Source organism: Psychrobacter sp. L7 (assembly GCF_002810365.1).
GTDB classification, from domain to species: Bacteria; Pseudomonadota; Gammaproteobacteria; order Pseudomonadales; family Moraxellaceae; genus Psychrobacter; species Psychrobacter celer.
Genome location: NZ_NEXR01000001.1, coordinates 206,665 through 233,174, shown reverse-complemented (window position 1 = coordinate 233,174; position 26,510 = coordinate 206,665). Strand labels below are relative to the sequence as shown.

Sequence of the window (26,510 nt, the reverse complement as noted above, 5' to 3'; positions counted from 1 at the left end):
AACTAGCTAAATTGATGCTGGGCGGTAGGAAAGCTGCCCTCGCGTACCGACTGCTGATACAGGGCAAACGCGCCTTCAATACTGCCAGCACGATTGCGCGTATCGGTCAAAAAATCATGGACAAAACGCGGCACGCGGCCGTGCGCCATACCGAGCATGTCATGCATGACCAGCACCTGACCATCGGTATCTGCGCCTGCGCCGATTCCGATCACTGGTACCGCGACTGCTTGGGTCACCGCTTTGGCCAGCTCAGCGGGCACACACTCTAATACTAGCAGCGCTGCGCCTGCGTCGACGACAGCTTTGGCATCAGCCAGTAGCTTGTCTGCTGCTGTCTCACCGCGGCCTTGGATTTTATAGCCACCAAAGACATTGACCGACTGCGGCGTCAGCCCCAGATGCACACACGTTGGGGTGCCTGCCTGCGCTAAGGTTGTGACCAGATCGCACAGCTCACGACCGCCTTCTATCTTCACCACGTGCGCGCCCGCCTGCATCAGCTTGCGGCTATTGGCCACCGCTTCTGGCAAAGTGACGTAGCTCATAAACGGCAGATCTGCCAAAATCAAAGCGCTGCTATTACTCCGAGCGATATTGGCGGTATGATAAACCATATCGTCAACCGTGACAGGCAGCGTTGAGTCATGGCCTTGAACGACCATCCCCAAGCTATCACCGATTAAGATCGTGTCAATCTGTGCCTTGTCCATCATCCGCGCAAACATCGCATCATAGCAAGTCAAGCACGTAAACTTGGTGCCTTCTTTTTTAAATTTATTTAGCGTAGATAACGTCGTCATATAGCCCTCAATCCCTTTGATTATCAGCTGAATATCTGGCGAGCGCGCCGCTCATGAGTTATTTTTTAATAACTTGAGACCTGTCCAATCGCAGCTTGGCGGATAGTCCGCAATCGGCTTGCCCAATACCTGTAGCTCTGGCGCTAACTCACGTAGCGGCAGCAAGACAAAGTTACGCTCACACAATCCAGCATGCGGTATGGTCAGCTTAGCATCCGTCATTTGCAGCTGATCATATAGCAAAATATCGACATCCAAACTGCGCTCACCCCAACGGCGCAAACGCGCCCGTTTTGCTTGTGCCTCTAGCTGCTGACAAAACGCCAATAGCTCAAACGGCAATAACGTCGTCTCAAACCCCGCGACCGCATTGATAAAGTCAGGCTGGTCTTGTGGCCCCATCGGCGCTGACGCATAAAACGATGACACCCGCAGATGACGTATCTGCGCATGCGCTTGCATCGCGTTGAGGGCGGTCTGTAGATGTTCGGTCGGCGAGCCCAGCTCATTGGCCAAATTACTACCTAACCCCACATAAGCGCATGCCCATTCTGCGGCGTCCTGATTATTGCCGTAATCATGTGTGCTATTGATGTCTGCGGCACCATCTGTGCTTTGACTGTTATGAAGGTGATTATTCATACCATTGGCTCTCACAGTCACCGATCAAACGTCTTTGGTGCTGGGCTGACGACGGCGACGCTTTGAGGGTATCGGGCCTTTATCCGTCTCTATCAGACTGATGATCGTCTGAGGCATTGCAGTTTGTGTTTTTTTGGTCGCGCTGGGCGCAGACGTTTTTGTTTTTTTAGTAGTAGCGGCTTCTTTATGGTCTGTGCCGCGCTTAGCTGGCGGCTCAGCTTCGGTAGTAGACTGAACAGCTGGCTTTGGCGCTTGTTTTGCATAAGCCTTAGCCGGTTTTACGGGCGTCTGCTCGCTGGCATCGGTCGCTTGCGTTTTGGTCGTAGTAGCAGTACTGCTGGGCTGACGGCGGCGACGCTTATAAGGTATCGGCGCATTATTGAGACTCACCAATGCTGGCGACTGGGCAACCGTAAGCGCAGGCTTATCTGGCACCAATGCGACGGCTGACGGCTTATCATCGCGGCTAACGGCTTGGGCCGATGGCGTCTGCTGTGTTGTGGGTGAGCTTTCTGCTTGCGCCTTTGGTTGTTTTTGCGACTGTTTAGGCACGGCTTGCTGTTTGTCTTGATCGGTGCTTTGAGCCTCTTTATCTTGCGGCAGCTGTTTTTTTAGCGGCGGTACGACTGCTTCGTGCTCGATGACAAACAATGGCTTTGGCGCGGCAGGCTTTTTGTGCGACTGCTTGATAGCGGTCAGTGACAATTGCTGCAATTGTGCCAGCTCCGCCTCGTCCTGCGACAATGGTCGATTGTCATCATGACGGCCAGCGCTTGACTTACTGTTTGGCTGACTATTTGATTTGCTAGTCGCTGGCTGTGATTTGGCACGGCGGCGACGCGCAGGAATACCGCCTGTATCAGCGCTGTCTTTTTGAGGCGCTTTTGATGGCTTGGTCGACGCGGTATCTGTCACGCTATCGATACTGCTATCTGACTTTTGGTTTTGGCGGTTGCGCCCGCGGCTGCGTTGGCTTTTTTTGTAAGCGCCGCGGCGTATGCTTTCATCAAATGCATCAATCGCTTGCTGCTGCTCGGACGTGGAGAGCGTCTGATACGTCTGCCACCATTCGCCCATACCATTAGTCGACTCAGACAAGGGGTGCTCAGAATCGCCGCACTGCTCACGCAGCAATAAAAAATCAAAACCTGCGCGAAAACGTGGATGCTCAGAGAGCTGGACGATTTGCTTGTTACGCGGTGCGGACAGCTTGGGCTGCAAAATCCAGATATCACGGATAAATTGCTCAGCAAACTTTGGAATGGCGGTTTTGATACGCTGACGGTCGATGACTTTGCCAGCGGCGTGCAGTTGCGCATCGGCAAAAGGCATGTTGCGTTTTTTGGCTTTTTCTAGCTGGTGCAGGTAGTTTTCCCACAATAGCGCTGCGTAAAAGAACGCCGGATTGATACTTTTGCCAGCAGCGATGCGCTTATCGGTATTGATCGCCACTTGCTTGACCAGTGCGCTTGGCTCAGCAGGTGGATAAATAACCAAGCTATCCATTGCCCCTGACTCAAACAATAACGGCAATAGCGGTACCAAATAGCCACCGGTAAACATCTTTTGCGTCTCATCATAGAGACGATGCGGCGATATTTGCTCAAGTAGCGCCCAGTTGTCCTCGTGGAACTGCTCAGCCAATGCTTCATCAAACTCAAAGCCAAGCTTGGCCTTAAAACGCAGCGCCCGTAGTAGACGTACAGGGTCTTCTTCGATACGAGTAGGCGCGTGGCCAAGCAGACGAATGATGCGATTGTCGATATCGTCAAGCGCCCCGCAAAAATCATGGACCACGCCTTTGAGTGGTTGATAATAGAGCGCATTGATAGAAAAATCACGACGGGCAAAGTCTTGTTTGATATCGCCCCAGACATTGTCGCGCAAAATCATACCATCTTGGTTGGTATTGGCGTTGTTGGTCGGTGGCCCGCGAAACGTCGCCACTTCAATCAGCTCACGGCCAGAATACACATGCGCCAATTGAAAGCGGCGACCGATGATACGGCAGCGCTTTCCAAAGACGTCTTTGATCTCATGCGGCTTGGCATCCGTCACTGCGTCAAAATCTTTTGGACGCAGACCCAATAATGTGTCACGCACCCCGCCCCCGACGATATAGGCATCAAACCCAGCTCGGGTCAATGTGGCAATGACTTCAGTAATGGAATTGGGTAATTCAGATTTATTCAGTTCTAACTGCTTGGCGGCACGCTCGGCCATGCATCTACTCCTCGCCGGTATTCTTTGATCACCCCTAACAGACACAGTGTTTATCAGGCGGATGTAACGACTAGTTTAACAAATTTTGCGCCTGCTGGGTGTGTTATGACCGTTACTTACGTGCTATTTTGTCAATATTCGCCTTGATTATTGCCAAACGCCTTTATTCATCTTGTACGCTGATGCGCGCTCGGTTTTTCTCAACGGTCTTCTGACCGATGCCTTTGACCTTTGCCAAGTCATCGACCGTCTGAAAACCGCCAAACATCTCGCGGTATAAAATAATCGCCTGCGCCTTACTACTGCCGATACCATGCAGCGAGACCAGCTCGCCCTCACCGGCACGATTGATATTGACCACCGTTTGCGTGCGTGCTTGCAACTGCGCGGTCTCTTGCGCCAATAAAGACGCGTATGCTTGCTGCGGACTGGCAAAACAAGTCGCTGCCAAAGCCTCACTTAGCATGAGCGCCATGATAAGTAATGCCCCAGCGGCAGCCGCACCGACTGCGCTGACGGCTGTGCTGAGCATAGCACCGATCAAGCCAGGCTTATGATGAGCGTTCATGTCTTTTTGCCGCCTCCCACAAGGCATCCATTTCCTCAATACCGCTATCTTCCAGACGCTTGCCTGCCGCCGCCAGCTGCGCTTCGATATAGCCAAAGCGTGATTTGAATTTATGCACACAGGTCAGCGTTGCCGCTTCGGCATCGAGGCTGAGCTTGCGTGCCACATTGACCAGCGCAAACATACAATCGCCCAGCTCTTTTTCGATATCGCTAATATTGGCTTTTATCTCCGCCTTGGATTTATCCCTAATCTCCGTCTTTAACTCCTCGATCTCTTCTTCTAACTTCTCAAACGCGCCAGCTACCCCCTCCCAATCAAAACCCAGTTTTGACGCTTGGCTTTGTACCGACTGCGCTTGCATCAGCGCGCTACCCGCTTTGGTATTATCCAGTCGGCGCTTGGGTTTGCCGCGCGCCTCGCGGGCTTGCTGCTCCTCGAGCTTGATCTCATCCCAGCGTGCTTTGACCGCGGCGTCGTCTGTCAGTGTCTCCGCCTCAAAGACATGCGGGTGACGGCGGATAAGTTTCTCTTGCAAGGTAGCAATCACATCGCTCATATCAAAACGCCCTTGCTCAGCGTAGAGCTGGCAATGAAACACCACTTGCAGCAGTACATCACCCAGCTCGCCCTTGATGTCTTCGTCATCATCCGCTTGTACTGCTTCGCCAAGCTCGTAGGCTTCCTCAATCGCATAAGGAATCAGGCTATGATTGGTCTGTTTTTTGTCCCACGGACAGTCGGCACGCAGCCGCGCCATCAAGGCAAGTAAATCATCAATCTGGCCGGTGGCCTCAGGGGTGCCCTGTACGGGCGTGGGTAGCAACGTGGTTTGCTCTAACGGTTTCATAAAAGACGCTCTTGTTTTTGCGGGTTGGTTCCTGTGTCAGCTAGTGTATCATTGAGTAGCAACTGGCTTATAATGGTTTGACTTCCTCCCCTCCCTAAATGGAGGGGATTCCTACTAAAGACGGCCAAGCCCGACCGCGAGAATGTTTTTTGCTCCATTAACATCTCTGTTATGGGTCGTTTTACAAGAACGACAAAACCATACTCTTATACCAAGCGCTGCTCTACCTTTCGGACTGTCTTGGCGAGAGCCGCAACACGAGCAGGTTTGGGTGGTGTACGCTTCATTGACTTCGATATAGTGGCAACCTGCGTTCGCGCATTTGTAATCCAGTTGCCGCTTAATTTCAAACCAACCAGCATCATAGACGGATTTGGCCAGTTTGGATGAAGTGAATGATTTTGATTTAATCTTTCCAACAACGATTAAGCTGTTGGCCTTAACAAGCTTTGATGTGAATTTATGTATTAAGCCTTGTCGGGTGTTTTTAATCTTGGCATGAATGGCCTTAACCCGCTTTTTGTTTTTGGCACGTTGAGCGATGGCCAGTTTTTCTGCGTACTGATGGGTCAGCTTAGTGGTTAGAACATCGCCATTACTACTGACTGCTGAATCCTTACAGCCTAGGTCAATACCGACTTGGCCAGTACCACACTTAATCTTTGGAAACTCTTTAACGGTGATACAGGCATACCATCTGCCTCGTGCATCTTGTACCAACTCACAGGTGTTGATGTTGTAGAGCGAGAGGTTATAGCTATCCCATAGGTCTATTTTGAGCTTTTGACGGTTGGCTAAGCTAAATTGCAGGGTGCTTTTTAAAGACTTTTTACCGCTTTGGCGCGTACTGATATGCTTAATCGCGGTCTTTTTAAAGGGAATCCAGCCCAAACTTCTTCTCTTGGCCCTTGGATTATTGGTACGCCAGTTGAGTTTGGCTTTTTTAAACTGTTTACGGGATTTAGCGTGAACCTCACTGATCGCTTGCAAGGTTTGACTGTGCAGATTTAGGTGTTCACCCGCCCCTTTGGTGTAAGTGGCCAAGTCATAGGCTGAAAAGAATTTGCCTGTGCGCTGTAAATGTTTAAAACTTAGCTCATTGACGTAATTCCAGACAAAGTTAACCGCACCAGCTAAGATATTGAGCTGAGTGGCATGTTTGTCTTTGATGCGTAGTTTGAGCGTTTTCATGGAATAATTATGATCTCAATGCAGTTGGTTATCAAGGCACTCGCAATATTGTACGACAATGACTGACGCCTGATATCCACGCCCTAGAAGGACGTGGTTTTACGGCGCTGGATGATAAATACCGCCATTCACTGTTTATTGTTTATTGTTTATTAAAGGAACATATCATTATGCCCACCTCTACCGTCCCCAGCTATCAACCAGCGTCTGAGTTTCCACCGATGACGATTGGCTCATTTAAGGCCTATGATATTCGCGGTGAGCTCGGCGTTAGCCTCGATGAAGACATCGCTTATCGTATTGGTCGCGCCTTTGCACAGATATTGTTTCAGCGGTATCAGCAAGCGTCCGCTAATCAAGACAGTGAGCTGGCGACGCTACAGCCCGCTATCGTCATCGGCAGCGACATTCGCCACTCAAGTGAGGAGCTAAAACAAGCAGCCATCAAAGGGATAGTCGATGCAGGCGTCGATGTCATCGACCTTGGTATGACCGGTACTGAGGAGGTGTATTTTGCCACCAGCCACTATGCGGCATTAGGCGGTATCGAAGTCACCGCCAGTCACAATCCGATCAACTACAACGGCCTAAAGCTGGTCAAAGAGCAGTCAAAACCCATCAGCGCTGATGATGGTCTGGCAGAGATTCAGGCATTGGCGGAGTCTGGGCAATTTACCAGCAGTGATAAACCAGGGGCATTGCAGCTGCTGACGGATAAAAGCGCCTATATCAATCACTTGATGACCTTTATCGACACCGACAAGCTCAAACCGCTAAAGCTGGTCATCAACTCTGGTAATGGTAGCGCCGGCCCTGTCATTGATTTATTAACTGACAAATTGACGCAAGCGGGCGCGCCGATCGACATCATCACACTGCATCATACCCCTGATGGTAGCTTCCCCAACGGCATCCCCAATCCGATGATTACCGCCAACCGAGCCGCGACGCAGCAAGCGGTGTTGACTCACAAAGCTGATCTGGGTATTGCCTTTGATGGCGATTTTGATCGGTGTTTTTTGTTCGACGAGACAGGCGAGTTTATCGATGGTAGCTATGTGGTGGGTATGCTGGCGCAAGCCTTTTTAAATAAGTATCCAAACGAGTCAATCGTCTATGACCCACGAGTGATATACAACACCGAAGCGGTGATTGACGCGCATCAGGGTGAGGCGGTCATCAGTAAGTCTGGGCACTCCTTTATCAAGCAAGTCATGCGCGAGTCGGGCGCGGTCTATGGCGGCGAGATGTCGGCACATCACTACTTCCGCGACTTCTTCTATTGCGACAGCGGCATGATTCCGTGGCTACTGACCATTGAGCTGCTATCCATCACCGGTAAGACGCTGTCGGAGCTGGTCACCGGCTATATCAATGCCTACCCCAGCTCGGGGGAGATGAACTTTCGCCTAACCACAAATGACGCGCCCGCTATTATTAAAGCCATTGAAGACAAGTATCGCAGCCAAAACCCCAGCAAAACCACCCTTGATGGCCTAAGCCTCGACTTTGGCGACTGGCGCTTTAATTTGCGCGCTTCTAATACCGAGCCACTCATTCGGCTCAATATCGAAACGCGCGGCGATCAGCCACTTTTGGCGGATAAGATACAAGAGATCGAGCAGTGGCTGGCGGCACAAGGGGCGATGCCAGCATAAAGCCTTTACCTTGGTACAAAGAGTGCTAATGGTCAGACAATAAAGGCTCGCTAGTGAATATGAGCGCGCCTTTATTTCGCACGACCGATGCCCATATAGCTCCCTACCAAGGCTGCAATTTGTGAGCGGCTCATGGCATTTTGCGCATCAAATATCGGCATGGCGTACTGATTGATTTTGCCAATATCTAACTGATCGCGCGGTGACCAACTGATGATAAAAATAGCCTGCGCCTCTGCAAGATGCTGATAAGGCTGGGCAACCAGCTCCAGCAGCGGCTGCTGCGCATACAGCACAGTCAGCTCATGTTGCGCCTTATCGCTATAGACCAGTGTGCGGATATTGTACGACCATAGCAAAGCCAATAACGGATGGATGGCCGAGCCTGAGGTGCGTCCTGAGCCAGCCTTATAACTACCGCCCCAGATCATTACAGTTTTATTGTCGATAAACCCATCAAAATACTGCCAAAACTTACGAAATATCAGCTCTTTTTGATCTTCATTGATATGTATGACTGACTCTAAGAGCGGCATATTTAAACGATGGATTTGACTAGATCGCTGCAGTTGCTGCAGCTCACTTGGCAGGGTGTTGCCACCAAAGCCCCACCCTGCTTGTAAGTAACTACTGCCCACCCGCTGATCTAAGCCCATGATACGGCTGACTTGTCCAATATCGACGTTTTGACTATCCGCCAAGCGCGACATCTCATTCATAAAGCTCACCCGCGTCGCCAGCATCGCCATGATGCTACTACGAGCAAACTCAATGGTCGCAATATCGGCATGATGGGACGCGCTTGCATGCTGCATCAATGGCTTTAATATGGCCAAATGCTGACTACTCTCTGGTGTTTTTTCGCCCAGCAGCCACAAGGAAGGGTTTAACATCGAGCTATAAGCATCGCCGTCTTTTAAAAACACAAAGGGCACATAATACACCCACGCCCGCTGCAGCCGCTGCGCCAGTGCAGCCACCTGCCCTAATGCCTGAATACCGCTCATGATCAGCGGTAGCGACTGCTGATGACTGTGATTAAAGGCGGTAATCCAGCCGTCCTCTAGCCATATCGCGTCAATACTGTCTAAAAATAGCCAATATAACGCCACGCTGGCTGGTTTGGGCGGGTTATCAGCGTCGTTATGAGTGCCATCGCCCGTTTTATCATAGCGCTGCAACAGCTGGTCTGCACTATTGGGTAACGGGTGGTGACTGATCAGCTGCTGCTGCTCATACATCTGCCACAGTGCTTGCAGATGATGCTCAAAACCATACTGCTCTAACTGCTGGGCCAGTAGGACTTTATCGGCATACAGATGCACGCACTGACCGAGGCTTGCCAGCACCACCGCACTGGTGATGGCCTCGATACTATGACCGACCAGCACACAGACATCAGTCTCCTTTACTGGCTTTGCTTGCCAGCCCCGCGGGTCAGACAAACACTTATCACTATTATCCGTGCTCATGATATTACCTTGTAAACTGATGATTATAGGCTTTAAGACAACTGATTGATGTGGCGTAGCAGCTGATCGGTGGAGCTATCAAACTGCCCTTCACGCTCATCTTGCATGGCATGATATACGGACTCCGCCATCTGCTTACCCATCTCAACCCCCCATTGGTCAAAGGGGTTGATATCCCAGATGCTAGCCATGACATAGACCTTGTGCTCATACAGCGCAATCAGCGCGCCTAGACTATGCGGGGTCAGCTCATCGAGTAAGATAGTGGTTGACGGCTGGTTACCGCGGTAGTATTTGTATTTATCAGCAGCGCTATCGGCCGTGCCACCACTGCCAGTTGTCGCCACGGCGGCATTCCCAAAGGCCAGCACTCGGCTCTGAGCCAGACAGTTGGCGAGCGACAGCTCATGCTGCTGCTGCAACGGCGCGTTTTTTTGCTTATCATGATAACGGCGCACGCAGGCGATAAAATCACATGACACCTGCTGCGTGCCTTGATGCAGCAGCTGATAAAACGCATGCTGCGCATTGGAGCCGATCTCACCCCACAGTATCGGGCAGGTATCATAGTCGAGACGCGCGCCGTGCTGGGTGACTGACTTGCCATTACTCTCCATCTCAAGCTGGGTTAAGTAGCTTGGCAGATAGCTCAAACGCCCATCATAAGGCAGCACCGTGTGGGCATTGACGCGTAAAAAAGTACTGTTCCAAACAGCAATCAAACCCAATAAGACCGGTAAATTCTCTGCAAAATCAGCCTGAGCAAAGTGCTCATCCATACTGTGCGCGCCTGCCAGTAGCGCCTTAAACCCCGCCATACCAATCCGAATGGCCAGCGCCAGGCCGATCGCCGACCACATCGAAAACCGTCCGCCGACCCACTCCCATAGCTGTAGCTGATGCTCAGGATGGATCCCCCACGCGCGCATCTTTGCGCTATTGGCAGAGATACCGATGAAATGCCGACGCAGCACACTGTCCTCTGTACCCGCATGGCGTTTGGCGGTAGCGAGCAGCCATGATAAGGCCGTCTTGGCATTGGATAAAGTGTCTACCGTACCAAAGGATTTGGACGAGATAATAAATAAAGTGGTCTCAGGATTGAGGTGCTTGAGTAGGTTGTCCAGCTGGGTGCCGTCCATGTTGGAGACAAAGTGCACGTCGATATCGGTATCGGCCCATTCATCAAGCGCCGTCGTCGCCATCAAAGGCCCAAGATCTGAGCCGCCGACGCCGATATTGACCACATCAGTAATGGCCTTGCCCGAAAACCCGCGCCACGTGCCGTTGCGTACCCGCGCCGATAGGCGAGCCACCTGCGCCAGACTGTGATGCACATCGGCCACCACGTCTTGCTCGCCGACCTGTAGCGCGGCGGTCGCTGGCAGACGTAGCGCTGTATGCAATGCCGCGCGCTGCTCGCTGGTATTGACCATCGCACCTTGTAGCAGCGCCTCGATACGAGCCGATAGATCGCAGCTATCAGCAAGCCCTAACAGTCCAGATAACACCGACGTATCGATACACTGCTTGCTATAATCCATGTATAGCGCCCCCGCCCGCGTACTAAAACGCGTGGCGCGCGTGGCATCTTGCGCAAACAAATCCGCCACCGACCAGCGCTGCGCCGCTACACTCTGTAGCTGCGACCAATATACCGAGTGACGGGCGCTGCGATAAGCACTATCTTGCTGTCTATCGTCCATGGGTTACTTATCATCCGCGAGTTGCCGCTCGGCAAAGTAGATAAACGCCTGCATATATGAGCGCATATCGCCAGCATCATAGCTATCACCGCGCATCGTCGTCACATTGACCCCCGACTCACTAATCAGCGCATCGATGGCATCGGTCAGCTGAATCTCACCACCGACCGAGGCAGTAGTCTGCGCCAGATAGTCAAAGATTTGATTGCTAAACACATAGCGGCCGACCACGGCGAGATTGGACGGCGCGTCTGCTAAGCTGGGCTTTTCGACGAACCCTGCCACCTTAACACTGCTATTGCTATTTGTGTTGTCATCGATATCGCTCGCATCACTAAACGCTTGACTCAATTGCGCGATGCCGTATTTATGCACGTCCTCATCTGCCACGCTCTCGACCAATATCTGCGAATGACCATCATTGGCAAAGGCATCGATCATAAAGGCTAAGTTGTCCACGCTCATATCGGTGGTGTATGGATCGAGCACCACATCAGGCAATAACACGGCAAAGTCATGCTCGCCGATGATGGGACGGGCGGCCAATACCGCATGACCCAACCCCAATGCCTTGCCTTGACGGATCATCGACACCGTCACGTCCTCTGGTAGCCAGTTGAGGCTATCGGCCAGCTCGTCTTTGCCTTTATGACGCAGCTGCGTATCTAGCTCGGCATTGATATCGAAGTAGTTTTCGATCGCGCTCTTTTGTGCATGGCCGACGAGGACGATGTGCTTGATACCAGCAGCGATGGCTTCCTCGACCACGTAATGAATGGCGGGGCGATTGCCCAGTGGCAGTAGCTCCTTGGGCACGGATTTGGACAGTGGCAGCATACGGGTGCCAAAGCCTGCGACGGGGATAACGGCGTGGGTAATGTTTTTCATAGTGGTTTATTCAAATCGATTTATTATAAAGTAGAAGCACGATAGGGTTTTACTCGTACTGAGTACATTGCGTTCAGTGGCTATCATAGCCATTCGGATTTTGACTTTGCCAGCGCCACGTGTCTGCACACATCTCAGCGACAGACAGCTTAGCTTGCCAGCCAAGTAGTGACTTTGCTTTATCGGCACTGGCATAGCAGCTGGCGATATCTCCGGCACGGCGCGCGACAAACTGATACGGCACACGCTGCCCTGTGGTGTCGGTAAAGGCATTGACCAGCTCTAACACAGATGTACCTGTGCCAGTCCCTAAATTAATAGGCAAAAACCCTACTGAGCTTTGCTGTACATTGACTTGCTGCTGTAAATAATTCAATGCCGCGACATGACCTGCTGCCAAATCAGTGACATGGATAAAGTCACGCACGCCCGTGCCATCGACGGTCGGATAGTCATTGCCAAATATGCTAAGTTTCTCCAGCTTACCGACAGCGACTTGCGAGATATAGGGCATGAGATTGTTTGGAATGTCGTTTGGGTCTTCGCCTATCTGCCCTGATGGATGCGCGCCCACTGGATTGAAGTATCTCAGAGCGATTAGACTCCAGCTAGTATCGGAGACGGCTAGATCTTCTAGGATATGCTCGACGGTCAGCTTGCTTTGGCCGTAAGGGTTTGTACAGGAGCGCGGGGCAGTCTCATCGATAGGCAGGGTCTCAGGATCGCCATAAACCGTGGCAGAGGAGGAAAACACGAGGTTTTTAACATCATACTCTGCCATGACTTCGAGTAAGGTGATGGTGCCACTGACGTTGTTATTATAATATAGTAAGGGCTTGGCCACGGACTCACCGACGGCTTTTAACCCTGCAAAATGTATGACACCAAAGAATTGATGGGCATCGAATACTTGTCTCAATGCCTTGGCATCACGGATGTCACCCTTAACAAACTCAATAGGTGCACCGATAAGATGAGAGACACGATTGATCGCTTCACGGCTACTGTTAGATAGATTGTCATAAACAACTATCTCATAGCCTGCCTGATGCAAGGCTATACAAGTATGAGAGCCGATATAGCCTGCGCCGCCAGTTACTAATATTTTGTTTGTCATAGACAGTACCAACAATTTTATTGTGTGTTATTTCATTTTTTTGATTATAAATGCAACTATACTGGTAACCAATCAATATTACCAACATCAATAGCTTATATACAGCTATCGCCAGCTATGAATGCCATAAAGATCAAAACTGACTTTAGCACATTATGGTTGAAGCACGTTATACTGGTGTTTGCTTTCTACCTACTCAAGCTATCCATTATATTATGAAATTTGAAGCCTATATCCAGCCACTACTCTCAGGCTACTACAAACACTATCGACAGCCTGAACAACGGTTAGCCTTGGTCGTCGGTATGTGGCCGTGGCGAGATATGGTGAGAGACTGGGTGTTTGAGTCCTTTCATATCCAGATTCAGCGGCACTTTACTCAGCGCTATTTTGAACAGTGGCTCAGACCCTTTATCAGTCGGGTCAATCCTGTCGTCTATATCTGGGGCTATAAAGCGCCTGATTATTTGATTGACTATGTCCGTGAGCACGGGCTGGATGTTTTCTTTCTAGAGGATGGTTTTATCCGTTCAGGGCCTGATGATGATAGCAATACTCCACCACTCTCTATCGTGATGGACAGCCAAGCGCCCTACTTCGATACTACTAGGCCTAATGACTTGACGGATCTCATCGCAAACTTTGACTTTGAGCAAGACAGCTATGACGAGGAATGGGCGCAAGAAATGCTAGATTATTATGTCTCGCATCGGGTGAGTAAATACAATCATCAGCCTTATGTCGATGTCGTACCCATCTATGGGGTGAAAACTAAGAAGCGGATATTGGTGCTAGGACAAGTACCCCATGATGACTCATTAAAATACGGTGGCGGTGAAGATATCACATTGTTAGATGTAGTCAATCAGGCCATCGAAGACAATCCTGATGCGCAAATCATCGTGAAGCCACATCCGATGACACTGGATGACCCTTCTGTCGTTAGCACCCTTACTGATCTGAAATGCTTAATCCTTACCCAGTCTATTCATTTGGTGGATGCATTGGAAACCATCGATCACGTCTATACGATTACGTCACTGGGTGGATTTGAGGCGTTACTCAGAGGAAAAAAGGTCACCGTGTTAGGGCGACCTTTTTATGAGAAACTACTTATAGAAAACAATCAACAAATTATAAGCATAATAAAGATTAAGTTATACTATTTAGTATTTCATACGTATTCAGAGCTATCATTATAGACAAAACTAAACTGTTAAACGAATATGACAGTTATTGCAAACTTAAAGAAAGTGATTAAAGACTACTCACTTACTACACAAACTCAATTCCATCAAACTGCATAATAATCTCTTTATGCTCCTGCATCATCTTAATACCTTTTACGTTTCTATAATCTTGAGTTAAATGATTAGTTAGATGATTCACAACAGAATATATTTTTGAATCTGGACTTAAAACTTGACTATACACTAATGCAGATGAAGTAATACCAATTATTCCTTTAAAACGTACCTGCCTAACTAACTCCTCGATTAGAAAATCAGACTCGCGAATAACTTTCACTCTTCCATAACTTTCTCTTTCTAGATTTATAAAGCCTTGCATAACCTCTTCATGCTCTTGTTTAGGATGTAACTTTATGAATATAGTAGACGCATCATTTTCGTCAAATTTCAATAGTAAATCGCTTATAATCTTAACATATTGCTTTCTATTAATATGAAACTTCTGGCTCAAATATAAATAGTCATTCGACTGTATGTTATATTTACTAATTATTTTATGAGCATTATCGACATCTTCTACATTCTCGTCAGCATGAGAGAAATAGAAGTTACTGTCTCTTACATTAAATATTTTAGAAGTTAATTCTGGAAAACTAGTATAGGCCTTATCGTAATCTTTATGAGGTAGTAGCACTGCTTGAACATGTTTGCTAGGATGCAACTTTAATAAGTTTGCTTGTACTTGAGGCTCTTTAACTATTTTTACAACAAACTTCTCTACGCTCTTCACAAGTTGCTTAGTTAGCTTAAACCTCTTATACATCCTTTTAAATGCTTCAGTTTCACCTATTGTTTCCCTTGCAATTGCTTTGATATTAATGGTTCTGATATCTCGAGATACATTGCAACTCTCTTCCACTCCCAACCTGTATGTTCCTAAGCCCTCTTCAACCAAAGCCATTACTATACCTTTATCCTTAGCAAGACTGATCAAAATTGAATAGTGATACTGAAAACTACCGACATATAAATTTTTAAATACCAGCTTATTCAGTAGTTCACTATAGATCTTAGTGAACCGTACGCTTAGATCAAGGCTAATTCTGTTAGGGTTTCTAGGTATCTCTAAAAAGAAAACATGATCAAACAATTCACTATCAAATCTATCGTGAATATTTTGAGGAACATAAACATTCGCTGAGGTACATAAAACGAGTAAGCAGTTAGAATCCGACTTTAATTCGTTTTTAGCTATTAATTTACTTGTATGGTTCAATTGTCCTAAATTTGAAACTACAAATAAATTTTCAAACTCAAACGTACTGTTCACGAAATCTATAAAATATGCATTATCTCTATACAACTCAACCATTAACAGCATCCCTAAATAGCTATTTAACTTTAAACCATGATGTTCGTATCAATATTTAACTGACTAATAATTTACAATATTTTATTCAGCTCAATTTCAAGATCATTATATAGAGCCCAGATTTGGTCAATAATATCGACAATCTGTCCTCCCCCTAAAGCTTGAAAGTCTTCAACTTTGATGTTTCTGAGATTATCATAAGTACGTTATAAGCTTTGACATTACCTACCAGTCATGACGCATCGCTGTGATTTATGAATTCTATATAAATAACTTATTAGTCGTTATATAATATGCTTTAAAGGCTTGCCCATAAGCAATATTTATTTAATACCTTGTAAGTCTTGAACTATAGTACTCTTTATCTTATCAAACTCGTCTGAACTATTTAAATGGCCAAATAAATTATGTGTATTACAAGGATATTTTCTTATAATCAAATTTCCATCCTCTAAATTCAGTCTTTCTATTTGATTAATATCTACAGCTGATCCTTCACAATAGCTAACTATTGTTTTACATGCAAAGCCTCCAGAAACTTTTTGTACTAAAGCTAAATCTGAGATAGACAACATAGATAAGTTAAATTTAAAGTTCATAAGGTTTCTATAATTATTTGTAAATGCACTGAATGCTAAAGTTTGAGGATAATAACTAAAAGCCAAATCTGCCCGTAAATAATGCCCAAATAATATTGAGGCAAATCCTCCTGCAGAAAACCCTATAGTATATACCTTCTCAGCATTCAGTTTTTGCAAATGCACATACAATGCATTTAATATCAGCGGAAATCCCATTAAGTACCAAAGCTGAAAATTGTCTTTTACAAAGATATAATTAAAATCATCGTGTTGCCTTGCAAAACTACCAAAGCAAAAGCCAAGCTCACTATTATTTAATTTCTTGAGATCAAAGTCATCATTTAATGCATTTTTTACATATTTTTCAACAAAGCCTTGGAAAATAACTATTACAGGTAAATCTTTACCATTTTCTTGTACTTTAAACATTTTTCTTATATTTACAAGCTTCTCAAAACCCTCATTATAATTTAGTGCTTGTTTTAACAAATACTTATCAGTACAGCTATCTTCTAATAACTTATGATCTACAAAGAAATTTTTGTAGCTTCTAATACCTTTTAAATAATCTGCGCGATTTTTCCAACTCATTAATTTAGACCCCATAATTAAAATAATCGATCGACTTAAATATCCTTTCTTTATTAGTTATAGCTTGGATGGAAATATTAGGTCTTATAAAAAAAATAACACCTATTAAGGTATGGTACATAAGGTTTCTATTGTAAGGTCTATCTAAATACCTTTTTTCAATACTTTTAAGTACTACAAATTTCTCAGGTTCCTTGACTCTATATTGTAGCCATTTATCGTTTGCATTAATCTCACGATATAGATGAATATCTTTTAAATAAAGACCACTACCTTTGAAAAACTCTCGAGACTCAGCATCAGCTAAATACCTGCTAATTAATGCTACTGATTTATTATAAATCAACCCCTCAATAAGTGCAGATGAAGATATGCTTAAATATAGATCAGCCTCTTGAACATCTTTATAATCAAGCTCTTTTACTATCCGAACATTCTCATGTTTATCTACATCCTGTCTCAGCTTAACAAAGAAATCAAGCTCAGTATTATCTCTAACTTTATATTGAAAGAAAACTTTTCGATTTTTAGCAAAAATTAGGTTCAACTTCCTTCTAAAGCTGTCTGTATTATTGATGACATTAGGAATATTAGTTTGCTCAAAAAAGATAGCATGTTTATATCCTCTCTCACATGAAGGTTTATTTCTGGGAACATTAAGATTTTCAATCCAACTCATTCCGTATAATAGACCATTATTCTTGATCCTTAATACCTTGCAGATTTTACTATAAAGCTCATAATCTGCTCGAGAGTTCAGCCACACTTGATCAGCATTTAGCCTGCTAATAAACGCATCGAGCTGATAGTGACTGACAATACCTGGGAATATTGAAATAACTTTAGTCTGAGTATTAGCCAGCCTTCTAATAACGAAATTTAAAAGATAACCGCCCAAACAAGCCACCACATAATCATAATCATAATCAACCAAGCAATCCAGATTATCTCTTTGAAGATAAACTATTTCTTTATGGTTAATAGGACAGTAATCTGTATCAATACCTATAAAAACTGATTGACAATCATACTGGGCGCATAGTCTTAAAGCTGTCGCATGGACAGCTTTAAAGTGAGAGTCTTTTTTAAACAAAAAGGCAATCTTCACATTCATTAGCCTACTTGATCTTTCTTTAACTGCTCACCTTTAGTAATTTTACTTTGAGCAGTTTTACCAATCAATAACTCATATTGATCGACTAAGAAGTCTCCTGTACCAGGGCGACGTACCCATAAATTATCTTCGGTAAGAGTTTCACCTTTCTCGATATCTTTATAAGCAACAACAGAAGCAAATGCAAAGTCACTTGTGACTTTTTCTTCGGCAACCGCCCCTTTAGACCCACCACGGGCTTTTGCAATAGCTTTACTGCCCTTGATAAGCTCAGCCATGCCATCAGGGTCCATAGAACAATTGATATCTGGTCCAGCTCTATCATAGCTATCAGTAAAGTGCCGCTCTAATACACTAGCTCCCAATGCCACAGCCCCCAAACATGCATAATTATCTACACAGTGATCAGACAAACCAATTACAGCATTAGGGAATGCTTCTTCTAATTCAGTTAAGGCACCTAAACGTACTAACTCGTATGGGGTTGGATATACGTTAGTACAATGTAAAAGTGAATAAGGAACTTTTGCAGCTTCTAAGATATCCACAGACTTACGAATACTTTCGATACTATTCATACCAGTGGATAGAATTATTGGCTTACCAAAAGATGCCACAAGCTTAATAAGTGGATAGTTATTACATTCGCCCGACCCAATCTTGTAAGCCTCCACGCCCATACGTTCAAGTCGATAAGCTGCTTCTCGAGAGAAAGGAGTACTAATAAACATCATTCCTTTAGATTCAATATACTCTTTGAGGGCAGTTTCATCCTCTTCATTTAATGCACAGCGCTCCATGATTTCATAAATAGAGACATCAGCATTGCCAGGAATGACAGATTTAGCCTCCTCAGACATTTCATCTTCCACTACATGCGTTTGATGTTTAACCATTTCTGCACCAGCGCGATGTGCTGCATCTACCATCTCTTTAGCCACGTCTAAAGAACCTTCATGATTAATGCCTATTTCTGCAATAACTAGTGGTTCATAATCATATCCAATATCACGATTTCCAATTTTGAAGCTCGGTTTCATAATAACTCACCTTTAATAATTAAGTTTGCTTTAGCTAAGTCTGCATAAGTATCAATATCTATTGATTCATCTTCACCCATTTCGACAAACCTAGTCGGCTGGCAGAAAAACGAATCACTTTTAATAATATTTTCAAAAGAAGTAACGTATATGGCACCATTGATACGTAATGCTTTTGGTAGTTTCTGTCTTGGTGCTTCTAAGTCTGATATATGGCGAATAGCGGCCATTTCTCCATTATCATCCTCAACAACAACTTTATAGGGATGGTGCTCGCATAAAGTCACTGAGACCACAGAGTTTATAGAAACATCACTTTCATATTCAGTGATGCATGCTTCGATATCACTAACTTGTCTTAACGGGCTAGTTGGCTGCAAAAGAATACAGATTTCATCAGACAGACTCATATCAGAGTATATATCTTTTAAGACTTCTACCGTTCTAGCACTATCAGAAGATGTTATTTCGCGTCTAGCATGAACCTCTGCATCATAATGCAAAGCCTCTTTTGCAATTTTTTCTGAGTCGGTAGACACAACAACTCTACTAATCTCTGGTATGTTTTTGGCAGATTTTATAGCTCTAGCTAATAAAGAAACCCCATCTACAAGTTGAAGATTCTTATCTTTAACGCCTTTCGACCCACCACGTGCCGGTATAACTGCTATGTATGTCATATATAGCTATTCCTATTAAAGGTCTACAAAAACTTTTTGAACAGGAATGTTCCACATTCTTTCGCTACTGATATGAGATTCAAATAACTCTGTACTATTGCCTTTACCAAACCATGTAGATTTCTCAACATTAAGCTTACTTAATTGAGTAAGAGCTTGCTCAATTTCTTCCTCTAAATACCCACAATCTAACACTGAAGGTCCTCTAAATCGTGAGTTTTGTCGAGTACCTATATTTATACTTGGTAAACCGTAAAAAGGAGCTTCCCTTACACCCGCACTTGAGTTTCCTATAATTAGGTTAGAGTTTTTTAAGAGCACTAAGAAAGATTCAAAGTTAATGGATGGAAATACTCTAAAATTTGCATGATCTTCGTAGTTTTTAATAACGTCAAGTATTTTCAAGCTCCCAGGGTCATTGTTAGGATAGATAACCACATAATTCTTTTTAGATTTACAAAGAACTTTAAACAGGTTTTGAGTATATTCCTCAATATATTGCTCTTCGCTGGTTACAGGGTGAAACATCACAATTCCATAATTATCAAAGCTAATATCATAATGATTTTTAGCGTCTTCTAATCTGGGTAAGCTATCTGACTCCATAATATCTAAATCTGGAGAACCTATTATAAATATCGCTTTCTTATTTTCTCCCATTTGTATCAATCTCTGCTTGGCTTCATCGTTAGCAACCATATGTATATGAGAAAGTTTAGTAATTGAATGCCTTATAGAGTCGTCAATAGTACCTGACAGCTCACCACCTTCTATATGGCATACACGAATATGATTGAGTGCTCCTACCGTAGCTCCAGCCAATGCTTCTATTCTATCTCCGTGTACCACTATCATATTAGGATCTATGGAATTTACTAGTCGTGAGATAATGCTGATCGTATTAGATAGTATAGAGCACATAGGCTCATCAGTGTGCTGATTTGAAATGAGATAGCTATTCTTATAATTTTGCTTTTTAACTTCTTTGAATGTCGAGCCATATAGTTTCATCATATGCATGCCTGTAACTAAAACATGAAGCTCAAAGCCTTCCATACTTTCAACTCTATCCATTAAGCTTTTAATCTTACCAAAGTCTGCTCTCGTTCCTGTCACAAATAGGATTTTTTTCATTGTTAAAAATTCACTTAAAATAGAATAAAAAAAGACACCCCATTGTAGAGATGTCTTTTTGATAATTCAACACAGCTTTAGTGGCTTTTTGTAGACTTATGCTGACGTCTACCTTACCAGCCAGTAACTTCTTTTAGCTTATCGCCTAGCTTCGATGGGTCACGTGTATACGCGATACCCGCATCTTCAAAGGCTCTAAACTTCTCTTCTGCAGTACCTTGACCACCAGAGATGATCGCGCCAGCATGGCCCATACGCTTGCCTTCTGGAGCAGTGACACCAGCGATGTAGCCGACCACAGGCTTCGTCACATGGTCTTTGATATAAGCGGCGGCTTCTTCTTCAGCGGTACCACCGATTTCACCGATCAAGATAATCGCTTCGGTTTGTGGATCTTCTTCAAACAGTTTTAGCGCGTCGATCTGGTTCATACCAGGGATAGGGTCACCACCGATACCGATACAGGTTGACTGACCAAAGCCAAGCTTTGTGGTCTGCGCGACCGCTTCATAAGTCAAGGTACCAGAGCGTGAGATGATACCGACTTTACCTGGCTGATGGATGTGGCCTGGCATGATACCGATTTTGCACTGGCCTGGAGTGATGACGCCTGGGCAGTTTGGACCCACTAGACGCACATCGCCCGCTTCTTCTAGATAGCGCTTAGCTTTTAGCATATCGATAGTCGGTACGCCTTCAGTGATCACGACGATCAGCTTCACGCCAGCATCGATCGCTTCGACGATTGAGTCTAGTACAAATGGTGCTGGCACATAGATCACAGACGCGTCAGCTTGAGTCGCTTCCATCGCCTCGCTCATGGTGTTAAATACTGGCAAGCCTAGGTGCGTTTGACCGCCTTTACCTGGCGTGACACCGCCGACGACTTTGGTGCCGTATTCGATGGCTTGCTCTGAATGGAACGTACCATTTTTACCCGTAAAACCTTGTACCAATACTTTGGTATCTTTATCGATTAATACACTCATTATTTTTTCCTTGTATTCGGTTGTCTTGTGACAGCGACTTGACGACTGATGACCACTATCAATGATGATCTGACAATGACGATCTGAGCTTATCAAGTGCCATCACGCTTTGACGACTATGCGATAGCGCTTATATGCTTAGAGTGTGGTTTTATCGCCCTACTCTAAGGCGCTGGCGCAATCGGTATTAAGCTTGTACAGCTTCGACAATTTTTTGTGCAGCGTCTGCGAGGCCCTGAGCTGAGATCAGTTTTAGACCAGACTCTTCTAGGATTTGCGCGCCTTTTTCAGCGTTGTTACCTTCTAGACGGACGACGACAGGTACTTGTACGTCAACTTCTTTGACCGCAGCGATAATGGCTTCTGCGATCATGTCACAGCGTACGATACCGCCGAAGATGTTGATAAGAACGCCTTCTACGCTGCTGTCTTCTAGGATGATTTTGAACGCTTCTACAACGCGATCTTTGGTTGCACCGCCGCCCACGTCTAGGAAGTTAGCAGGCTTACCGCCGTACAGTTTGATGATGTCCATGGTCGCCATGGCAAGACCAGCACCGTTGACCATACAGCCGATGTTGCCTTCTAGAGCAACGTAGTTTAGGTCAAACTCAGCCGCTTTTAGCTCACGCTCGTTTTCTTGCGTTTTGTCTTGTAGCGCAGCGATCTTAGGTAGGCGATATAGGGCGTTTGAATCGATACCGATTTTGCCATCGACACAAACGATTTCGCCGTTTTCGCGTACGGCTAATGGGTTGATTTCCATTAGGGCAAAGTCATTTTCGACAAAGGCTTTGTATGCGCCAGTCATCAATTTTACGAACTGGTTGATTTGCTTGCCTTCTAGGCCAAGTTTAAACGCCACATCACGCGCTTGGAACGGCATAAGACCCACTAACGGATCTACATGTACTTTGAAGATTTTTTCTGGTGTCTCATTAGCGACTTCTTCGATATCGACGCCGCCTTCGGTTGATGCCATAAAGGTCACACGGCGAGTAGCACGGTCGACCACAGCACCAAGATATAGCTCAGTCTGTACTGGATACATATCTTCTGCAACCAAGACGAAGTTGACGGGTTGGCCATCAGCATCAGTCTGGAAGGTGACCAAGTTGGTACCGATGAGCTCTTCTGCCACTTGTTTGGCTTCTTCACGAGTCTTAACCAGCTTTACACCGCCCGCTTTACCACGGCCACCAGCGTGTACCTGTGCTTTGATGACGGCGATATCGGTTGGGGTTTTGTCAAAAGCAGCAGCAGCTTCGTCGCCATTGTGGGCGATGATGCCTTCTTGAATAGGCAATCCGTAGCTTTTTAATAGCTCTTTTGCTTGATACTCATGTAAATTCATTGATTGTATCCCTTGTTTTTTACAATTAATAAAAAGTGAAAATAAGTGCGCGTAGACCAGAGTCTGGCGCACTTATGACCATAGCAGCAGCGCCGATAGCAGCACTATCATTGACGCCTAAATAGTCAAGTCATAAATCGATACTTGCTTATTTGTTTGCTTGTTTTGCAACGGTAGCGAACGACTTATTTTTTACGCTTTTTACGCTGGATAGCGTGAATGGCGCGGCCATCTGCAGATAGCGCCGCTTCGTGTACTGCTTCTGAGATCGTTGGGTGAGCAAACGTCATCAGCTGCAGGTCTTCGATACTAGAGACAAACTCCATCGCGATCATGCCTTGATGGACGATATCACCTGCGCCTGCAGAGATGGCATGCATACCTAACAAGCGATCTGTTTTGGCATCGGCGACGACTTTGATAGAGCCTTGGCCTTCGCTTTGCGCGAGCGCACGACCGTTGGCCGCTAGGTTAAATGAGCCAGTTTTGACTTCATAACCTGCTTCTTCGGCTTCTTGCTCAGTCATGCCAACCCATGCGATTTCTGGATGGGTATAGATGACGTTGATGATGGTATCGTAGTTGACCTGAGCTTTTTCGCCATGGATACGCTCGACAGCCATCATACCCTCTTCCATCGCTTTGTGCGCAAGCATAGGACCACGTACCAAATCACCGATGGCATAGACGCCGTCTAGATTGGTTTTGCACTGATCGTCGACATCGATTAGACCGCGCTCGGTCAAGGTGATACCGCTGTCTTCGCCCAGTAGTTTTTCAGAGTAGGCACGGCGACCGACACAGACGATTAGCTTATCAAAGCTTTCCTCACTCGACTCGCCTTTGGCTTCGCTGGTCACAACGACTTGATCGCCTTTGACTTCAGCGTTGGTGACTTTGGTATCGACACGGATATCAAGGCCTTGCTTTTTCAGCAGTTTGCCGGCTTCTTTGGCGATGTCTTTGTCAGCAGCAGCTAAGAAGCTTGGTAGTGCTTCATATACCACAACCTCACTACCCAAGCGGCGCCATACAGAGCCTAGCTCCAGACCGATCACACCCGCACCGATCACGCCAAGACGCTTCGGAGCTTCAGTAAAGTCAAGGGCGCCAGTCGAGTCGACGATACGGTCGCCATCAGTTTTGGCCACAGGAATCTCGATAGGCACAGAGCCTGCCGCAAGAATGACGTTTTTTGCGGTGATGGTCGTCTCGCTGTCGTCTTCTAGCGCGGTAAATTTAACTTTTTTCTCGCTACCTTTACCATCGATGAGCGTACCCCAGCCTTGTAGCCAGTCAACGCCATTGCCCTTGAGCAATGCTGCCACGCCGCCGGTCAACTGCTTGACGATGCCTTCTTTACGAGCGATCATCTGCTCGATATCGATAGAGACATCACCTGTGCTGATGCCATGCTCAGCTAAGTCATGCTTGGTCGCTTCATAACGATGCGAGCTATCCAGCAAGGCTTTTGATGGGATACAACCGACGTTTAGACAAGTACCGCCAAGCGCAGGCTCACCTTTATACACGCGTTTTTCGATACAGGCCACGCTCATGCCAAGCTGACCTGCGCGAATGGCTGCTTCATAACCGCCAGGACCGCCGCCGATGACGACCAAATCATAATTGTCTTTCATAGTACGTTCCTATTTTTTTAGATTATTTTAGATTTTGCTCATGTTGTGTGAGGTATATCGGCACGATGGTGTCACTTTTTTGCAATAACGACCGTTCTCATCTTTAACCACAGGCCTAATCATCTGTCTGGTTTTGATGACGTCTGTAGTCGCCAATAGGCTGCCCCAAATACAGACAGCTCGATAAAGCTTACTAACGACCAGCCGTCAGACGCCGCCCTATATGGCTGCGTTTTCATTAAACGTCATAAATAAACGGCTTGATTATTGCTAAGCGTGATTTTGCTTAAATGACAATGGCCGATACCAAAGTTAAAAAACTTGTATCAGCGATTGCCAATACAAGCTTAGAAGCTTACAGGTCTAAAAGAAGCATAGTAGGATCTTCGACCAATTCTTTTAGTGTCACTAAGAATTGTACCGCTTCTTTACCATCGATCATACGGTGGTCATAAGACAGCGCTAGGTACATCATTGGCAAGATCTCAACTTTACCGTCGACTGCCATTGGGCGCTCGTTGATCGCATGCATACCTAAGATAGCAGTTTGCGGTGGGTTCAAGATAGGCGTTGACATGAGTGAGCCAAATACGCCGCCGTTTGAGATAGTGAATGTACCACCCGTCATCTCGTCTAGACCAAGCTTGCCTTCTTGCGCCTTGCTACCGTATTCACGGATTTTGGCTTCGATGTCCGCCATACCCATACGGTCAGTATCACGCAGTACTGGAACGACGAGGCCGCGATCTGATGATACCGCCACACCGATGTCATAAAAACCATGATAGACGATGTCATCACCGTCTAGTGAAGCGTTTACCGCGGGGAAGCGTTTGAGTGCTTCGGTCGCCGCTTTGACAAATAGCGACATAAAGCCTAAACGTACGCCATGACGTTTTTCGAACTGGGCTTTGTACTTAGTACGCATGTCCATCAACGGCTTCATATTGACTTCGTTAAAGGTCGTCAACATAGCGGTTTCTTGGGTAGCTGACAGTAGACGCTCAGCGACACGCTTACGTAGGCGCGTCATTGGGACGCGTTTTTCGGTGCGCTCGCCAGTTGACTCTGCCACAGGACGACCGCTATCTGACTTGATAGAGCTGTCGGCTTTTAGCGTTGGGTTTGCCATATCACTCTTGGTCACACGGCCACCGCGGCCACTGCCTTCGACGTTTTTCGGATCTACGCCAGACTCTTTGGCCGCTTTACGAACGGCTGGGCTTTGATCTTTATGGTCGGCTTCGTCTTTTTTGTCAGTGGCTTGTACTGGCTCACCGCCATCTGTACCTTGCTTGGCTTGCACTGGTGCCGCTGGCTGGTCTGGGTTGACTGCTGGCTCATCGTTTGAGTCTGTGCTGCCGCTTGCGCCCGCTTCAAACTCAGCGATTAGCTCGTCAGATAGTACTGTGTCATCTACTTGCTTGACGATTTTGGTCACAACACCATCATCAGGTGCCACAACTTCTAAAACAACTTTGTCAGTTTCGATTTCAGCCAATAGGTCATCACGGTTTACTTGCTGACCTTCACTGACATGCCATTCGACGATCGTGCCATCGGCAACCGATTCTGGAAAAACGGGGGCTTTGATATCAGCCATCGATATACTCCTTAGATTTGGATATTTATATGCGTTATTAAGTCGTGATAGGCAGTCAATACTGTGTGCAACAATGTCACTGATAGGTATTGCCAGTACTGACT

The 26,510-nt window shown here is 46.1% G+C and carries 22 protein-coding genes; 2 read left to right on the top strand and 20 right to left on the bottom strand.

What is annotated here, in order from left to right; genetic code table 11:
* Positions 1-2: 2 nt before the first annotated feature.
* From panB to CAP50_RS00975, 6 genes are all read right to left on the bottom strand, one after another.
* Entirely contained in the window at positions 3-803 is an 801-nt protein-coding gene (gene panB, locus CAP50_RS01000) for a 3-methyl-2-oxobutanoate hydroxymethyltransferase (protein ID WP_100748712.1), read from the bottom strand.
* Between the two features lie 51 nt (positions 804-854).
* The gene (folK, locus tag CAP50_RS00995; RefSeq protein WP_100748711.1) at positions 855-1,445 is read right to left on the bottom strand and encodes a 2-amino-4-hydroxy-6-hydroxymethyldihydropteridine diphosphokinase; all 591 of its coding nucleotides are present in this window, start codon (positions 1,443-1,445) and stop codon (positions 855-857) included.
* A gap of 24 nt (positions 1,446-1,469) precedes the next feature.
* Positions 1,470-3,668, bottom strand: a complete 2,199-nt coding sequence (pcnB, locus tag CAP50_RS00990) for a polynucleotide adenylyltransferase PcnB (protein WP_100748710.1) — start codon at positions 3,666-3,668, stop codon at positions 1,470-1,472.
* Between the two features lie 163 nt (positions 3,669-3,831).
* Complete coding sequence (locus CAP50_RS00985) at positions 3,832-4,236, bottom strand: ComEA family DNA-binding protein (protein WP_241900592.1); 405 nt, start codon at positions 4,234-4,236, stop codon at positions 3,832-3,834.
* The gene (gene mazG / locus CAP50_RS00980; RefSeq protein ID WP_100748709.1) at positions 4,220-5,086 is read right to left on the bottom strand and encodes a nucleoside triphosphate pyrophosphohydrolase; all 867 of its coding nucleotides are present in this window, start codon (positions 5,084-5,086) and stop codon (positions 4,220-4,222) included. Before mazG ends, CAP50_RS00985 begins: the two co-directional genes overlap by 17 nt.
* 114 nt (positions 5,087-5,200) lie before the next feature.
* On the bottom strand, positions 5,201-6,277 hold the full coding sequence (locus CAP50_RS00975; protein ID WP_100748708.1) for an RNA-guided endonuclease InsQ/TnpB family protein: 1,077 nt from the start codon (positions 6,275-6,277) through the stop codon (positions 5,201-5,203).
* 170 nt (positions 6,278-6,447) lie between these two features.
* On the opposite strand from CAP50_RS00975, the gene CAP50_RS00970 reads away from it, so the two are divergent.
* Positions 6,448-7,935 (top strand): phosphomannomutase CpsG, encoded by a 1,488-nt coding sequence (locus CAP50_RS00970; protein ID WP_100748707.1) that lies wholly within the window; start codon positions 6,448-6,450, stop codon positions 7,933-7,935.
* 71 nt (positions 7,936-8,006) lie between these two features.
* On the opposite strand, the gene CAP50_RS00965 is transcribed toward CAP50_RS00970, so the two are convergent.
* The 4 genes from CAP50_RS00965 to galE all read right to left on the bottom strand — a co-directional run bounded on the left by CAP50_RS00965 (position 8,007) and on the right by galE (position 13,118).
* Positions 8,007-9,407, bottom strand: coding sequence for a UDP-glucose/GDP-mannose dehydrogenase family protein (locus CAP50_RS00965; protein WP_100748706.1), 1,401 nt, complete (start codon positions 9,405-9,407; stop codon positions 8,007-8,009).
* A gap of 32 nt (positions 9,408-9,439) precedes the next feature.
* Positions 9,440-11,113, bottom strand: a complete 1,674-nt coding sequence (gene pgi / locus CAP50_RS00960) for a glucose-6-phosphate isomerase (protein ID WP_100748705.1) — start codon at positions 11,111-11,113, stop codon at positions 9,440-9,442.
* Positions 11,114-11,116: 3 nt separating this feature from the next.
* A complete protein-coding gene (locus tag CAP50_RS00955) occupies positions 11,117-12,001 on the bottom strand; it encodes a UTP--glucose-1-phosphate uridylyltransferase (RefSeq protein ID WP_100748704.1) in 885 nt (294 codons plus the stop codon).
* 73 nt (positions 12,002-12,074) lie between these two features.
* Positions 12,075-13,118: a UDP-glucose 4-epimerase GalE gene (galE, locus tag CAP50_RS00950; RefSeq protein WP_100748703.1), complete on the bottom strand. Its 1,044-nt coding sequence runs from the start codon at positions 13,116-13,118 to the stop codon at positions 12,075-12,077.
* A 215-nt stretch (positions 13,119-13,333) separates the two neighbouring features.
* On the opposite strand from galE, the gene CAP50_RS00945 reads away from it, so the two are divergent.
* Positions 13,334-14,320: a capsular polysaccharide export protein, LipB/KpsS family gene (locus tag CAP50_RS00945; protein ID WP_172953033.1), complete on the top strand. Its 987-nt coding sequence runs from the start codon at positions 13,334-13,336 to the stop codon at positions 14,318-14,320.
* A gap of 73 nt (positions 14,321-14,393) precedes the next feature.
* Here CAP50_RS00945 and CAP50_RS00940 read toward each other — a convergent pair whose 3' ends face one another.
* The 10 genes from CAP50_RS00940 to odhB all read right to left on the bottom strand — a co-directional run bounded on the left by CAP50_RS00940 (position 14,394) and on the right by odhB (position 26,406).
* Positions 14,394-15,680: an alpha-2,8-polysialyltransferase family protein gene (locus tag CAP50_RS00940; protein WP_172953032.1), complete on the bottom strand. Its 1,287-nt coding sequence runs from the start codon at positions 15,678-15,680 to the stop codon at positions 14,394-14,396.
* 323 nt (positions 15,681-16,003) lie between these two features.
* Positions 16,004-16,852 carry a hypothetical protein gene (locus CAP50_RS00935; protein ID WP_153045420.1) on the bottom strand — a complete coding sequence of 283 codons (849 nt, stop codon included), beginning with the start codon at positions 16,850-16,852 and terminating at the stop codon, positions 16,004-16,006.
* 4 nt (positions 16,853-16,856) lie between these two features.
* Complete coding sequence (locus CAP50_RS00930) at positions 16,857-17,960, bottom strand: DUF6716 putative glycosyltransferase (RefSeq protein ID WP_153045419.1); 1,104 nt, start codon at positions 17,958-17,960, stop codon at positions 16,857-16,859.
* A 5-nt stretch (positions 17,961-17,965) separates the two neighbouring features.
* A complete protein-coding gene (locus tag CAP50_RS00925) occupies positions 17,966-19,006 on the bottom strand; it encodes an N-acetylneuraminate synthase family protein (RefSeq protein WP_100748698.1) in 1,041 nt (346 codons plus the stop codon).
* On the bottom strand, positions 19,003-19,686 hold the full coding sequence (locus CAP50_RS00920; protein ID WP_100748697.1) for an acylneuraminate cytidylyltransferase family protein: 684 nt from the start codon (positions 19,684-19,686) through the stop codon (positions 19,003-19,005). Before CAP50_RS00920 ends, CAP50_RS00925 begins: the two co-directional genes overlap by 4 nt.
* Positions 19,687-19,701: 15 nt before the next feature.
* Positions 19,702-20,820: a UDP-N-acetylglucosamine 2-epimerase gene (gene neuC, locus CAP50_RS00915; protein WP_100748696.1), complete on the bottom strand. Its 1,119-nt coding sequence runs from the start codon at positions 20,818-20,820 to the stop codon at positions 19,702-19,704.
* 113 nt (positions 20,821-20,933) lie between these two features.
* The gene (gene sucD / locus CAP50_RS00910) at positions 20,934-21,809 is read right to left on the bottom strand and encodes a succinate--CoA ligase subunit alpha (RefSeq protein ID WP_100748695.1); all 876 of its coding nucleotides are present in this window, start codon (positions 21,807-21,809) and stop codon (positions 20,934-20,936) included.
* Positions 21,810-21,996: 187 nt separating this feature from the next.
* A complete protein-coding gene (gene sucC, locus CAP50_RS00905) occupies positions 21,997-23,163 on the bottom strand; it encodes an ADP-forming succinate--CoA ligase subunit beta (protein WP_075101408.1) in 1,167 nt (388 codons plus the stop codon).
* A gap of 185 nt (positions 23,164-23,348) precedes the next feature.
* The gene (gene lpdA / locus CAP50_RS00900; RefSeq protein ID WP_100748694.1) at positions 23,349-24,803 is read right to left on the bottom strand and encodes a dihydrolipoyl dehydrogenase; all 1,455 of its coding nucleotides are present in this window, start codon (positions 24,801-24,803) and stop codon (positions 23,349-23,351) included.
* Between the two features lie 355 nt (positions 24,804-25,158).
* Complete coding sequence (gene odhB, locus CAP50_RS00895; protein ID WP_100748693.1) at positions 25,159-26,406, bottom strand: 2-oxoglutarate dehydrogenase complex dihydrolipoyllysine-residue succinyltransferase; 1,248 nt, start codon at positions 26,404-26,406, stop codon at positions 25,159-25,161.
* Positions 26,407-26,510 lie beyond the last annotated feature (104 nt).